Source organism: Leclercia sp. GLN_9, assembly GCF_043105735.1.
Classification (GTDB): domain Bacteria; phylum Pseudomonadota; class Gammaproteobacteria; order Enterobacterales; family Enterobacteriaceae; genus Enterobacter; species Enterobacter adecarboxylatus.
Window position 1 is genome coordinate 137,087 of record NZ_JBICLV010000022.1, and the last position, 14,356, is coordinate 151,442.

General features: G+C 56.1%; 12 protein-coding genes. 4 read left to right on the forward strand and 8 right to left on the reverse strand.

Annotated features, from left to right (window positions below; all coding sequences use genetic code 11):
* Positions 1–939, reverse strand: coding sequence for a malate dehydrogenase (gene mdh, locus ACF8PE_RS15890; RefSeq protein ID WP_032614538.1), 939 nt, complete (start codon positions 937–939; stop codon positions 1–3).
* 404 nt (positions 940–1,343) lie between these two features.
* Here mdh and argR point away from each other — a divergent pair, with 404 nt between their 5' ends.
* From argR to yhcN (ACF8PE_RS15905), 3 genes are all read left to right on the forward strand, one after another.
* On the forward strand, positions 1,344–1,814 hold the full coding sequence (argR, locus tag ACF8PE_RS15895; RefSeq protein WP_032614540.1) for a transcriptional regulator ArgR: 471 nt from the start codon (positions 1,344–1,346) through the stop codon (positions 1,812–1,814).
* Positions 1,815–2,191: 377 nt separating this feature from the next.
* Entirely contained in the window at positions 2,192–2,455 is a 264-nt protein-coding gene (gene yhcN, locus ACF8PE_RS15900; RefSeq protein WP_032614542.1) for a peroxide/acid stress response protein YhcN, read from the forward strand.
* A gap of 113 nt (positions 2,456–2,568) precedes the next feature.
* Positions 2,569–2,835, forward strand: a complete 267-nt coding sequence (gene yhcN / locus ACF8PE_RS15905) for a peroxide/acid stress response protein YhcN (protein WP_032614544.1) — start codon at positions 2,569–2,571, stop codon at positions 2,833–2,835.
* Positions 2,836–2,894: 59 nt separating this feature from the next.
* Here yhcN (ACF8PE_RS15905) and ACF8PE_RS15910 read toward each other — a convergent pair whose 3' ends face one another.
* From ACF8PE_RS15910 to aaeX, 5 genes are all read right to left on the reverse strand, one after another.
* On the reverse strand, positions 2,895–3,167 hold the full coding sequence (locus tag ACF8PE_RS15910; protein WP_392495063.1) for a hypothetical protein: 273 nt from the start codon (positions 3,165–3,167) through the stop codon (positions 2,895–2,897).
* 45 nt (positions 3,168–3,212) lie between these two features.
* Positions 3,213–4,667 carry an NAD-dependent succinate-semialdehyde dehydrogenase gene (locus ACF8PE_RS15915; protein WP_392495064.1) on the reverse strand — a complete coding sequence of 485 codons (1,455 nt, stop codon included), beginning with the start codon at positions 4,665–4,667 and terminating at the stop codon, positions 3,213–3,215.
* Between the two features lie 86 nt (positions 4,668–4,753).
* Positions 4,754–6,721, reverse strand: a complete 1,968-nt coding sequence (gene aaeB, locus ACF8PE_RS15920; RefSeq protein WP_032614551.1) for a p-hydroxybenzoic acid efflux pump subunit AaeB — start codon at positions 6,719–6,721, stop codon at positions 4,754–4,756.
* A 5-nt stretch (positions 6,722–6,726) separates the two neighbouring features.
* A complete protein-coding gene (gene aaeA / locus ACF8PE_RS15925; RefSeq protein ID WP_032614642.1) occupies positions 6,727–7,659 on the reverse strand; it encodes a p-hydroxybenzoic acid efflux pump subunit AaeA in 933 nt (310 codons plus the stop codon).
* 7 nt (positions 7,660–7,666) lie between these two features.
* Entirely contained in the window at positions 7,667–7,870 is a 204-nt protein-coding gene (gene aaeX / locus ACF8PE_RS15930) for a p-hydroxybenzoic acid efflux pump operon protein AaeX (protein WP_032614553.1), read from the reverse strand.
* 176 nt (positions 7,871–8,046) lie between these two features.
* Here aaeX and aaeR point away from each other — a divergent pair, with 176 nt between their 5' ends.
* Entirely contained in the window at positions 8,047–8,970 is a 924-nt protein-coding gene (gene aaeR, locus ACF8PE_RS15935) for an HTH-type transcriptional activator AaeR (protein ID WP_032614555.1), read from the forward strand.
* A gap of 45 nt (positions 8,971–9,015) precedes the next feature.
* Here the strand turns inward: aaeR and tldD are convergent, their stop codons facing one another.
* Both tldD and yhdP read right to left on the reverse strand, forming a co-directional pair.
* Positions 9,016–10,461, reverse strand: coding sequence for a metalloprotease TldD (tldD, locus tag ACF8PE_RS15940; protein ID WP_392495065.1), 1,446 nt, complete (start codon positions 10,459–10,461; stop codon positions 9,016–9,018).
* 86 nt (positions 10,462–10,547) lie between these two features.
* On the reverse strand, positions 10,548–14,345 hold the full coding sequence (gene yhdP, locus ACF8PE_RS15945) for an AsmA2 domain-containing protein YhdP (protein WP_032614559.1): 3,798 nt from the start codon (positions 14,343–14,345) through the stop codon (positions 10,548–10,550).
* Positions 14,346–14,356 lie beyond the last annotated feature (11 nt).

Here is a 14,356-nt window from a genome sequence, read left to right on the forward strand (position 1 = left end):
TTACTTGTTAACGAACTCTTCGCCCAGGACGATATCGTTCTTCAGCGTGTCCAGCATACCGGCCATCGCCTGCTGCTCAAACGCGCTCAGGGTGCCGATAGATTTACGCTCTTCGATACCGTTTTTACCCAGCAGCAGCGGCTGAGAGAAGAAGCGTGCATGCTCGCCGTCGCCTTCAACGTACGCACATTCCACCACGCCCTGCTCGCCCTGCAGGGCGCGCACCAGAGACAGACCGAAACGTGCTGCGGCCTGGCCCATAGAGAGGGTTGCAGAGCCGCCACCCGCCTTCGCTTCCACCACTTCGGTGCCCGCGTTTTGAATGCGCTTGGTCAGGTCAGCGACTTCCTGCTCAGTGAAGCTCACGCCTGGGATCTGAGACAGCAGTGGCAGAATGGTCACGCCAGAGTGGCCGCCGATAACCGGAACTTCAAGCTCGGTTGGCTGTTTGCCTTTCAGTTCCGCTACAAAGGTGTTGGAGCGGATGATGTCCAGCGTAGTTACGCCAAACAGTTTGTTCTTGTCATACACGCCCGCTTTTTTCAGCACTTCCGCTGCGATAGCAACGGTGGTGTTAACCGGGTTAGTGATGATCCCGATGCAGGCTTTCGGGCAGGTGGTCGCCACTTGCTGGATCAGGTTTTTAACGATACCGGCATTCACGTTGAACAGGTCGGAACGATCCATACCTGGTTTACGTGCTACGCCTGCGGAGATCAGCACAACGTCTGCGCCTTCGAGCGCAGGGCGGGCATCTTCACCGGAGAAGCCTTTGATTTTGACAGCCGTCGGGATGTGGCTCAAGTCAACCGCCACACCAGGGGTTACCGGGGCAATATCGTACAGAGAGAGTTCTGAGCCTGCAGGCAGCTGAGTTTTCAGTAGTAGGGCAAGCGCCTGGCCGATACCGCCAGCAGCGCCGAGGACTGCGACTTTCATCCTAAACTCCTTATTATGGTGAGCTAACTTTCTGTTACTCCGTCGCGGCGACCTTAATTCAGCAGATCAACAATTACAATCTTCACAGTGTGAGAATTAGCGGTCACGCACTTTTCGCATCTGCCGGAAAGCTATCAGGCGTTATGCGGTAACTAAGCAACGAATCAAGAGGGGGTTACAATACACCCACGCCAGCCACCAAAACAACATCAATTTGATAACATTTAATTTACTTTTAAGGTTATTTGCGAGGCGTGACGCAGGCATGTTCCTCGATAACGAATTTTGATAAAATCACTCCCTTTCATAACATTATTTCAGCCTAAGATTGGGCAGATAGTTTGCATAAAAATTCATCCATGTGCATAATAATGTTGTTTCTACCGCTATATTTCGGGTGATTTATGCGAATCTCTTCTAAACAAGAAGAATTGGTTAAAGCGTTTAAAGCGCTGCTTAAAGAAGAAAAGTTTAGTTCTCAGGGTGAGATCGTCCAGGCCTTACAGGAAGAAGGCTTCGAAAATATCAACCAGTCGAAAGTCTCCCGCATGTTAACCAAGTTTGGCGCGGTGCGTACCCGCAACGCCAAAATGGAGATGGTCTACTGTCTGCCTGCTGAACTGGGTGTACCAACAACCTCCAGCCCCCTGAAAAATCTGGTGCTGGATATCGACTATAACGATGCCGTGGTGGTGATCCACACCAGCCCGGGTGCAGCCCAGTTGATTGCGCGTCTGCTCGACTCGCTCGGTAAAGCAGAAGGCATTCTTGGCACCATCGCCGGTGACGATACCATCTTCACGACCCCAGCCAATGGTTTCTCGGTAAAAGACCTCTACGAAGCTATTCTGGTCCTGTTCGAACAGGAACTCTGATCCTCTTCCCTGCTGCACATCGCAGCGGGGAATCTTCGGCTCCCGCCTCATTTTGCCTTACAATCTGTTATCCACGCTTTAACAAATAGTGCGTTTTTCCACATCAATTCATTCATGCAGTGGATGATTCGCCCTGCGATCGCACGAATAATCAAATTGTACTATCTTTATGATTTTCCTGAATATTAAGCGCTTTAACACGCTTCATACCTGCTTTTTTATTCCCTTCAGTTATAAAAACCCCGATGCTTAATACGTGATTTCATAGGAAACAATTAGCATGGTATTAATTTTTGCCGTTATTAGTGTATACTTGATTTTGTGATGAGGGTCACGAAACGAAGACCCCAGTAAAGAATATGACGAGGAAGATAATCATGAAAATCAAAACTACCGTAGCCACACTAAGCATTCTGTCTGTTCTGTCTTTCGGTGCTTTTGCCGCCGATTCAATTAACGCCGATCAGGCCCAGACCCGTGAATCTATCGGTACTGTCTCTGTCGGTGCAATCGGTACTTCTCCGATGGACATGAATCAGATGCTGAACAAAAAAGCGCAGGAACAGGGTGCCTCCTCCTATCGCGTTATCGAAGCGCGTTCTGGTGACCACTGGCATGCTACTGCTGAGCTGTACAAATAAGTCGTACCGAGCATTAACCGTAATACCCGTTATATCTGTTCAACGACACCAGGCATAAAAATAGCAGCATAACCCTTCTCGTCGTTGAACGTGCCCTGTAAGGAGTAAAGACTATGAACACGAAATTAATCATCGCCACCCTTGGTTTAGCTTCCGTTCTCTCATTTGGTGCCAGCGCAGCTGTGCATCAGGTCACCGCGGAGCAAGCGCAAGGTCTGCAATCACTGGGTAGCGTAGGCGTTACCGAAGTTGCCGGTTCGCCAATGGATGTCCGTCAGGCTCTGGCAGCAAAAGCAGAAAAAGCAGGCGCCAGCAGCTATCGCATCACCGAACTGAATACAGGTGACCACTGGCATGCCACGGCCGAGCTGTACAAATAAACCCTCGTCGTATTGACCTACGACTTGCCCCTGCCTCGCAGGGGCTTTTTTTTTGCCTTTTACGGGCGAACGTTAAAGCGAATCTGACCTTCCAGCTCTTCTTCTGCCTCATCAAACAGCAGGATCAGCGCCCCGAACCGCCTGCGCAGCTTCTCCGGTAAATGGGTAAACTCGATTTCAAGCGGCAGCGGCAGTTGATTACCGGTGACGATCTCCCAGAGAGAATCCAGGTCCGTCACACTCTCTCGCGCGATGCCAAAGGTACTTGAAAACTCACGGTAAAAGTCTTCCTGACTGTCGATTTCATCAAAATCAAACGTATAAATATTCATTTCCCGCCACCCCGTCCAGGCGGGCGGCTGATGCCGCCCTGTCGATTATAATCCCCCGATATGCAGGGTTTTCACTTCCAGGAACTCCTCCAGTCCCAGTACAGACCCTTCACGACCCAGCCCGGACTCTTTCACCCCGCCAAATGGACCCAGTTCAGTGGAGACCGCGCATTCGTTAATTCCGATCATTCCGCTCTCAATAGCCTGCGAGACGCGGAACACCCGCTGCAGACTCTGGGTGTAGAAATAGGCAGCCAGACCGAACGGCGTATTGTTGGCGCGCTGAATCACCTCCTCTTCTGAGGTAAAACGGAAGCAGGCCGCAACAGGCCCAAAGGTCTCTTCGCTGGCCAGCGCCATCCCTTCATGGCAATCGCCCAGCACCGTCGGCTGCCAGAAGTTGCCCCCACGTTCGTGCGCTTTGCCGCCTGCCAGTATTGTTGCCCCTTTGGCGACGGCGTCCTCGACATGCTCGCGCACTTTTTTCACTGCGGCAGGCTCAATCAGCGGCCCGACAACGGTGCCCTCCTCCAGGCCGTTACCCACTTTTAAGTCGTTCACGGCAGCGGCGAGCTGGCTGACAAAGGCGTCATACACCGACTCCTGAATATAGAAGCGGTTAACGCTGACGCAGACCTGGCCCGCGTTGCGGAATTTATTGGCGATGGCCCCTTTCACCGCGGCATCAATATCGGCATCCTCAAAGACGATATAAGGCGCATTACCGCCCAGCTCCATCGAGACTTTTTTCATGGTCTCGGCGGCATTGCGTACCAGCGTTTTTCCTACCGCCGTCGAGCCGGTAAAGGAGATTTTTCGCACCTCATGGCTGGCCATGATCGCATCGCTTATCTCAGAGGTGTTGCCTGCGACCGCGTTGAGTACGCCGTCCGGGACGCCCGCCTTTTTGGCGAGGGTAAGTAATGCAAAGGCACTGAGCGGCGTGTTGTTGGCCGGTTTGATCACCCCGGTACAGCCTGCGGCCAGCGCCGGGCCGAGCTTGCGGGTCAGCATCGCCATCGGGAAATTCCACGGTGTGATTGCCGCCACCACGCCAACCGGTTCGCGGGTGGCCAGAATGCGGGAGCCAGGTTTAACCGGAGGAATGATTTCACCGTTAGCGCGTTTGGCCTGCTCGGCGAACCACTGTATAAAGCTGGCCGCGTACTCCACCTCGCCTTCCGCCTCTTTCAGCGGCTTGCCCTGCTCGGTGGTCATCAGTTGTCCAAGCCACTGCTTGTTCTCAATGATTAATTCATACCAGCGATAGAGGATGGCCGAGCGCTCTTTGGCGGTTTTCGCACGCCACGCCGGGAAAGCACGGCTGGCGGCGGCGATAGCCTCTTCGGTCTCTTTGGTGCCGGCTTTTGCTACTTTGGCGATCACCTCGCCGGTGGCCGGATTTACGACATCAAATGTGGTATCGAGCGTTTTCCATACACCATCGACCAAATATCCTGTCTGAAATAGCGCACTGTCCTGAAGAGCCTGGGTCGTCATGTATCCTCCCGTCCGGGTTTAAGTACTTGCCAGGATAAGTATAGTCACAAAAAAACCGACGCTTACGGCGTCGGTTTTCAGGAGGATCAGCTGTCGGTGAGCGCATTCTGGTAGCGATGCAGCATTCCCACCAGCCGCTGCACCGGTTCGGTCACCTGTCGCGGTGCCTCCCAGATGCGCAGTTTTTCCTGGTAGATGTCCAGCTCTGCCAGCAGCTGGGTAAAGTAACGTCGCCGCTTATCATCGCTGGAGGCCGAAATGACATGATCGGCGGTGCGTCGCAGCTGGCGGTGGAATGCAGAGAGATCGTCATTGACCGGCACCGGTGCATTGCGCAGGCGCTGATGGGCGATGATCAGGGTCAGCGCCAGCCGGAACTTCGCAATATCGCCCGGGAATTTGTTCAGCAGTAAAAACAGCTGCTGGTAGAGCGCAGGCAGATGATTCTCTTTACGCCGGGCGGTGTTGGTGGTCATTGCTGAAACAGCCGCGGAAACAAACTGGTTCAGCAGCACGCGTCCGGTGCGGGCCTGAGAGTTATCGCGCACCAGCAGAATGACCATCATCGCGAGGAAGCAGCCAACAATCTGCCCCAGCGCGCTGTCGAGAAACTGGCTGAAGTGAAACGTCATCGGGTTGTCCAGCACCAGAATATTGATGGTGCTGGCCAGCGCCCCAAGCGAACCCAGACGTCGCTTCTGCACCTCTATACCAATAAAGAAGGCCATCACGGCAAGACTGATACAGAGCAACAGCATGCTTTGCTGGGTTGAGGGCAGAACCACCAGGAAATAGAAGGCGCCAAGCGGCAGTGCCGCCAGGGTTCCGTACAGAAAATCGAGCGCCACCATCCGCGGGTTAGGCAGACGCATGGCCAGCGAGGTAACCACGGCAATCATCACCATGGCACCGCTGCCGGAAGTCCAGCCGGTCCACAGCCAGAACAGCGTCCCCAGCATACAGGCAAGCGTGGTGCGCCAGAAGTTGACCATCGCATGGTGACGTTCTGCCGATTCGGCTTTGACCACCACCTCGCCCTGCAGCACCTCCTCTTCGGTAGCGCTGATTTTGGTATTGCCGATCACACCACGTTTGAGCAGCAGATAACGCGTCGCCGCGCCAACCCAGGTATAGATCGTCACCGGAGTGTCGCGTTCACCAGTCCAGGCGATGACACGCCGCATACGTTTGAGCTGTTTATGCACATCCTGAACGGTGGCGACGGGGGTAGCAAACTGTTCCCGGAAGGTCTCCGTGATCGCCTCGGGACGCGTGTTCTGGATTAGATAAGTTTCGCAGGCCTGGGTGATCAGGGTTAAGGAGACGGTATTGATCGCTTTCAGACGGCGATTTGCCCGCGACCAGCGCGACGACTCCATATTGAGGTTGCTGCGCATCCCTTCCAGCGCGGTGGTACGACGCACCAGCGCGCTCCAGGCGTTATCAACCTCTTCACTGTCGCCATGCTTAATGCACAGCTGCATCAGCTGATACTGGGCGACGATCAGCGCGTCCAGCTCGCGATCCACCTCCTGCTTAATGGAGCGTGGGGAGAAGAGCAGATCCGCCACGATCGCACAGACGATCCCCATGACGATCTCACTGCAGCGCTCCACGGCAAATTGTGGCGTCAGCAGCGGGTTGGCCTCGATGGTGATAATAATGATCAGCGCCGTATAGCCAGAAAGCCCCCAGGCATAGGAGTTTTCCACCCGCACCAGGGAGGAGATCCAGGTGCAGAAACCGGCCCAGATACAACACACCATCAGCATCAGCAGCGGGGTACGGATCATCAGAATAACGATGGTCAGCGCGGCGATACAGCCGATAAAGGTGCCGACGATACGTAGCATCCCGCGATAGCGAATGGCACCGGAGTAAGGTTCACCCCCCGCTGCAAATGCCGGACCTGCGGCGACAATCGCCGCGGTCAGCACCGCCCAGCGGGGTGTTTCCAGCTGAAAGTGAAAGCCGACGAACAGCGCCAGCACAATGGCGAAGGCCAGCTTAATCGCAAAGCGCAGGTGCTGGTTGGCGATGGAGAAGATGCCCATGGCGATTAACCAAACTCACGCAGGCGGTGGGCAATTTTGCGGAACAGCGAGTCATGGCTGGCATCCCGATCTTTCTCACCGGTGATCACCACGGTGGCGGTGGTCCCCGCAGGCCACAGGTTGCCCTGCTGATCGTCAAGACGAATACGTACCGGCACGCGCTGCGCCAGACGCACCCACTCCAGATTGGAATCGACGGTGGCCATCCCTTTGCTGTCACGGGTGGCGCTGGAGTTGGTCACCCCTGCCGCCACGCTATCAACCGTCCCTTTCAGTACACGGTTACTGCCGAGCGGGGTGATCTCTACCCGATAGCCAGGACGGACGTTCTCCAGCTTAGTCTCTTCCATATAGGCGAGGACATAAAAAGAGTGCTGTTTGACCAGAGCCACGGCGGTGGAACCGCGAGTAATAAATTCGCCGGTGTAGACGTTGAGGTTGGTCACCCAGCCGTCAGACGGGGCGCGGATCACGGTACGCTCAAGATCGAGCTTCGCCAGATCGCGTGTGGCTTCGGCCTTCGCCATCTGATGCAGGACCGTTTGCAGCACGTTATTCGACTGGTCGATCTCCTCGCGGGACATCGCCTGAATCCCCAGCTTATTACGGCGCCCTGCCTCACGGCGTTTTTCCGCGGCCAGTGCCTGGTAGTAGGAGACATCCGCTTCCGCTTCTTCCAGCGCTTTCTGATAACGGGGCTGGTCAATGGTGAAGAGCACCTGATCCTTCTTCACCAGCTGGTTATCATGCACATTGACGGCAGTGATCAGTCCCGCCACATCCGGGGCGATCGCGACGATGTCGGCACTAAAGCGTGCATCACGCGTCCATGGCGACTCAGTGTAGTAAACCCACGCGCGAAAAATAGCAATGAACGCGAGGATGACCAGCGCCACAGTAATGGCGGTACGGGAGATTTTTCTTGTTAGCGTTTTCACATCAACCTCAAACAAACAAGCGCGATACCAGATAGAACAGGCAGCAATACAGCGCAGAATTGAACAATGCAGGGTGCCAGACGAAATCATAGATCCCGGTCGGAGCCAGCACCTTTCGCACCAGCCAAAAAATCGCCAGTGATAAAAGAAGTTCGAAGAATATCGGTGGGAACGACAATCCGAACACCACGATAACGGGAAACAGACTCATGTTGACCTTGATTAGTGCGAGCAGGCGAAAGAATTATTCAGCATACGGCACCGCAGAAGGGGCAAGAGAAGCCGGGCGGCGTGGCGTAGCTATAATGTATAAATAATATATTAGCGTAACTGTTATGCTGTTATCTATCATATGTGATCTAAATCACTTTTAAGCCAGAGTGAACAATGGAACGTCTAAAACGAATGTCAGTTTTTGCCAAAGTCGTTGAGCTGGGTTCTTTTACCGCCGCGGCAAGGCAACTGCAGATGAGCGTCTCGTCAATCAGTCAGACCGTCGCCAAACTGGAAGATGACCTCCAGGTAAAGCTCCTCAACCGCAGCACCCGCAGCCTCGGCCTGACCGAAGCAGGCAAAATTTATTATCAGGGCTGTCGGCGAATGCTGTATGAGGCCCAGGCGGTACATGAGCAACTCTACGCCTTTAATAACACCCCCATCGGCACCCTACGTATCGGCTGCTCTTCAACTATGGCACAAAATGTCCTGGCCGAAATGACCGCCGAGATGTTGCAGGAGTATCCGGGTCTGACGGTTAATCTGGTCACCGGCATTCCCGCCCCGGATCTGATTGCCGATGGGCTGGATGTGGTGATTCGCGTCGGGGCGTTGCAGGACTCCAGCCTCTTCTCCCGCCGTCTGGGCAGTATGCCGATGGTGGTGTGCGCGGCGAAAAAGTATCTCGCCAGAGCGGGGATCCCGGAGAAACCGGCCGATCTCAGCAATCACGCCTGGCTGGAGTACAGCGTGCGCCCGGATAATGAATTTGAACTGGTCGCGCCGGAAGGGTTATCCACCAAACTGCTGCCGCAGGGGCGTTTTGTCACCAACGATCCGATGACCATCTCCCGCTGGCTGGTGGCCGGGGCCGGGATCGCCTACGTTCCGCTGATGTGGGTGATCAATGAGATCAACAGCGGTGAGCTGGAGATCCTCTTCCCACGCTATCAATCGGATCCACGTCCGGTGTATGCGGTCTATACCGAAAAGGACAAGCTGCCGCTGAAGGTGCAGGTGTGCATTAACTATCTGACCGATTATTTCGTGCAGGTGGCGGCGCTGTTTCAGGAGATGCGGGCAAGGAAGGAGTAGTCTGTTGCCCTCTCCCACAGGGAGAGGGCATGTCGAAAGGAGAGATTACGCGGTACCGCCAACGGTCAGGTTATCTACCTTCAGGGTCGGCTGACCCACACCTACTGGCAGGCTCTGGCCTTCTTTACCGCAGACACCCACGCCGTTATCCAGCTTCAGATCGTTACCGACCATGGAGATCTGCTGCATCGCTTCGATGCCGGAACCGATTAAGGTCGCGCCTTTCACCGCTTTGGTTACTTTGCCTTTCTCGATCAGATAGGCTTCTGAGGTGGAGAAGACAAATTTGCCCGAGGTGATATCCACCTGGCCGCCGCCAAAGTTCGGGGCGTAGATGCCATACTCCACCGACTCGATGATCTCCTGCGGCGTGGATTTACCTGCCAGCATATAGGTGTTGGTCATACGCGGCATCGGCAGGTGCGCGTAGGATTCGCGACGGCCGTTACCGGTTGGGGCCACACCCATCAGGCGCGCATTCAGTTTGTCCTGCATATAGCCTTTCAGGATACCGTTCTCGATCAGCACGTTGTACTGACCCGGCGTCCCTTCATCGTCGATAGAAATGGAGCCGCGACGATCGGTCATGGTGCCATCATCCACCACGGTGCAGAGTTCAGAGGCGACCAGCTCACCCATGTGACCGCTGAATACGGAGGTGCCGCGACGGTTGAAGTCGCCTTCCAGACCGTGACCTACCGCTTCGTGCAGCAGTACGCCCGGCCAGCCCGCGCCCAGTACCACTGGCAGGGTGCCCGCAGGTGCCGCTACTGCAGAGAGGTTAACCAGCGCCATCCGCACGGCCTCTTTTGCCCAGGCGTCGGCGCGCACTTCACCTTCGACCGGGTTAAGGAACCATTCATAACCAAAACGACCGCCGCCGCCGCTGGAGCCGCGCTCGCGTTTGCCGTCCTCTTCCACCAGCACGCTGACGGACAGACGCACCAGTGGACGTACATCGGCGGCAAGCGTGCCGTCCGTCGCCGCTACCAGAATCAGCTCATATACGCCGCTCAGGCTGGCGGAGACTTCCTGGACGCGCTTATCTTCCGCGCGGGCGACTTTATCCACCCGACGCAGGATATCCAGCATCTCTTCACGGCTCATGCTTTGCAGCGGATCGACGCTGGTGTAGAGCGCAGTGTGCTGTACTTCACCCAGGGTTTTCACCCGGCCGTCACCGCTGTCGCGCACGATGGTCCGTGCCGCCTGCGCGCTCTGCTCAAGCGCAGCCAGGCTAATCTGATCTGCATAGGCAAAACCGGTTTTTTCACCGCTGATAGCACGAACACCGACGCCCTGGTCGATGTTGTAAGAGCCATCTTTAATAATGCTGTCTTCTAAAACCCAGGATTCGTGATAGCTCGACTGAAAGTAGAGATCGCCGTAGTCGAGACGGCGTTCGGTCAGTTGACCAAGAATGGAGAACAGGTCCTGATGGCTCAGGCCGTTCGCTGCCAGCAAATGTTCACTTACCAGGTTCAGACTCATCGTTTTGCTACTCGTTCGTTGCCGTCCACAGGACGTATCTAAGATCTTATCTATTGAGAGTGAGGCAATTAATTGCCTGCGTCAAATCATTGCTGTGCATCTTTACGCGGCTGACGCAACACTTCATTAATCTGCGGCTTATCGACCGGGCCAGTGATGTGGTAGCGCAGAATGGAGACTTTACTCCACAGCGGCCCCAGCACTTTACTGGCGGCAAACACCGCCGCGCCGACGATCGGGTTAACGGCAAAGGCCGCTGCCACGCCGACGGTGGCAGAAATTTCCGGTGCCACTACCGCTTCCATATCCAGCTCGCGGCGCACCAGATTGACGGAGCCTTTCATGGCGATATCCGCTTCCAGTCCGTCCACCAGAGTATCATCAGTGTGCAACACCCCATCTTTGATCCACGCGGTACTGCGAATCGAGTCAAAGTAGAACCCTTCGCTGAAGGTATCGTTGAAGTCGAAGCGCAGCTTACGCAGCAGGGCGTCGAAGCTGAGCAGACGCAGCAGTTGGCCCGCATGGCCGGTGCTCAGATCGGCTATTTCACCTTTGCCCAGCCGGGTCTTAAGGATGCCGTTCAGCGAGGCTTCGTCAGGCTTCCACGGCTGGTCACGCCAGTGCAGATCGTAGTCGAGATCAAACGACGACCCGCGAATCGGAGTAGTGATACCGAAATAGTTCGATGCCGCATCCAGCTTGTTGCCTTTGAGTTGCCCTTTCAGTGAGGTGCGCTGCTCCCCGGCACCGTTTACCCATTCACCGTTGGCGGTCAGGCGGCCGAAGCCAGTATCAATAAGCCCGCCCGCCAGAGTCAGGGTGTTGCCCTTGATGGTGAAATCACCATCGATACGGCCATATTTCTGTCCCCACAGCCAGCACTCGGCACAGCGCAGCTGTAAATCAGGCCAGCCGCTGAAATTGACCTGTGTGGTGCTGGCTAATGGCGAAACAGTGTTGCCTTTCCCGGTGGTGGCGGTGCCCGGATTGTAATAGAGATAGCGGATCGCCGCCTGCCATGGCGCAGTGTCGCGCATCAGCAGGGTGGCGTTGATTTCCCGTCCCTGCGCCTCAACGCTTGAGCCGTTAAGGGTAGGCTGCGTGACAATGCTCAAATTATTCCACTGCTGCCCACCCAGCGTCAGCGCGGGAGTGCGCACCGTGATGTGCTGCGGGAACTGCACTGAGTCATCCACATTTTCCCCGACGCCACGCTGGAACAGCGCTAACCACTCGGCACCGTCCATTGGCGGCAGGTTGAGTTCAACACCTGCCTGTTCCGGCAGTGGCGGCAGCGTGCGACTGTCGGAGGTCCAGATGGCGCGATCGAGCGTCAGCCTGCGGTTCAGCAGCCAGCGGCTGTTAAAGTGGTTTTTGCCGCCCGCATTGCCCGTCAGGGTAAAGCTGTTGAGATCCCCGTCGACGTTCACTTTTACTGGCAGCAGTTCGCCCGCCGGTTTGTCCAGCGGAGATGGCAGATCGCTGCTGACGTTCTTCAGATCGCCGCTGAGATCAACCTTGTAATGGGCATCACCCCGATAAGGCAGCTCAATGGCGACCTTACCGTTCCACGGCAAGCGGCCACCCAGAGACTGACTGAGCGTTTTTGGCAGCACGTCCAACCGAGACGGCTGCCAACTGGCATCCAGATTGATCCCCACCTGATAGGCCTTCTCGCCTTCTGTGGTGGAGAAGTCGATATTCAGCGGCTGATTGAACCAGCTTGCCGTCAGCGGCCCGCTTTTCAGATCGCCATTCACGAAGCTGAACTGGCCGCTCAGATTGTTAATGCTGCTGTTCAGCGGCTTAATGAATAAGCTGTTATTTTTCAGCCTGACGTCGCCTTCGGCGGTGGTCATGGTACCGTCCAGCGGGATATCCAGATGTAAGCGAGCATTCACATCACCATCCAACTGGAGCTGCTTAAGGGTGGCACCCAGTGAATCATCCAGCGGCGTCTCGTCAAAGTACGGCCCAACGGCTTTTCCTGGCCCGTTGATATCGGCGTCGATCAGCAGTTTTTCTTTCGAATAGTCCGGGATCACCGCGGTCAGGTTACTGGCCTTCACCCCGCCCAGCGCGACGCCGTCGGTCTTCATCCATAACCCGTCATTGATAAAGTTAAGTTCAATATCGAGGTTTTTCAGGGCTGGCCAGTCAGGCTGGAAGGCATAGGTGGCGTTGCGTAACGGCACCAGAACCTGGAACTGACCTTCGTTGTGCTTGTAGGGGAAGAGGTGTGGGTTGCCACCATAGGCCAGGGTGGCGTTATCCGCCTGTCCGCCCTGAATAGCACCGCTCAGGTAATCCACCAGCGCTTTGCCCATCAGGTTTTCAGGAAAATAGCGCCAGGCCTGCGACCCGTCGTCGGTGCTTATGCCCGCCAGGATCCCCAGCCAGGGTTCATCACCCGCCGGTTGCAGATAGCGGAAACCACCCCGGGCATGCACCGCTTTGGCTTTGACGTCGATATTGCGTCCGTCGAGCTGGAATCCTTTCTCGTTTTTCAACCAATGAAGGGTTGCCGTGCCTTTCTCTACCTCCAGCGGAGCGCGGAAGACGGTTTCGTAAGGCATTTTCGCATCATGGATGTGGGCCACCAGACGGCCATCTTCCACGCTGCCTTCCAGAGTGCCGCTAAAATGCTCGGCACCCGGCAGCAGTTCCCACTGCTTCCAGGCGAGATCGGTCCATGCGATGTTAAAGCGGGTTTTTTCCGTCGCCTGCAGTGGAATATCGAGGGCCAGGGCGTTAATCGCCCCAACCGGTTGGGTGGCCTGCCACACTTCGCCCAGCGAGGGGGAGAGCTTCGCCGCGATAGTTCGCAGCCCTTCAAGGCCCGACAGTTCCAGATTGCTGGCACGAATACGTAGCTCGTCGCTGCGTTTGTTGTTGGCACCGCCAACGTCCTGCGCCGGGATCCAGGCCAGCGACAACGCGCCGCGCGGCCACGCCTTATCGTCCATCGTAATACGGGTATCCGGGATGGCGAACTGCCAGCCCTCTTTCTCGCGGGTAACGTGCGCAGTCAGGTTATCAACCGAAAGCTGATGCTGACGCGCCTTACCCGGCCAGCTGGCGCCCCCCTGCTTCAGCCAGATATCGCCGCTGGCGAACTCGCCGTTGGAGAGGGTCATCCACCCTTCAATACTGAAACGCGCGGTTTCCAGCTGCATATTCTGCTGTAGCCACTCACCCAGCCAGGGTTTGACGTCTACGTCATCGGCCTGCATCCACACTTTGCCGTTATTCAGCAGGCCATTGTCGTCACGCAGATCCATCCGCACCTGCATCACGCCATGCTGCCCGTTCAGGCTCGATAGGCTGACCTGGCCTTCCGCCCGATGCCGATCTTTGCCGTTAAGCCAGGTAAGCTGAGGGATTGCCAGTTCGGCGCGCTGCCCGGAAAGCGTGATAAAGCTGATTTCGCTGTCGCGCAGATCGAAGTGATCGAACTGGCGCAGGAACAGATCGCTGATGCGGTTGGCCTCGAAGCCTTCACCCTGGTCGTCGCTGCGTAGCGGAGTGTTGGTCAGAAACTGCAGTTGATAGAAGGTCAGATCGCGAAACTGCCAGCGCAGGTGCAGCAGGCTTTGCCATACGTCCAGCGCCAGGGTGACGCGCTTGATGTTAAGGTGACCGCCGTCCTTCAGCTGCGCCTTGATGTCGCGCACTTCCAGCGTCGGGCCGAAGTTCTGCCAGCTCGCGTTGAGCTGGCTGGCCGCGACGGGCACACCGGTCGCGGATTCGATTTTCGCCAGCAGCTCAGGGCGCCAGCTGTCCAGATGCGGCAATATGAGACGCAGCCCGCTTACGAGCAGCGCGACAATCACGATCAGCGTTGCCCCTGTAAGCAATAAAATCCCCGGCAATCGCCTCACGCGTCTCTCCT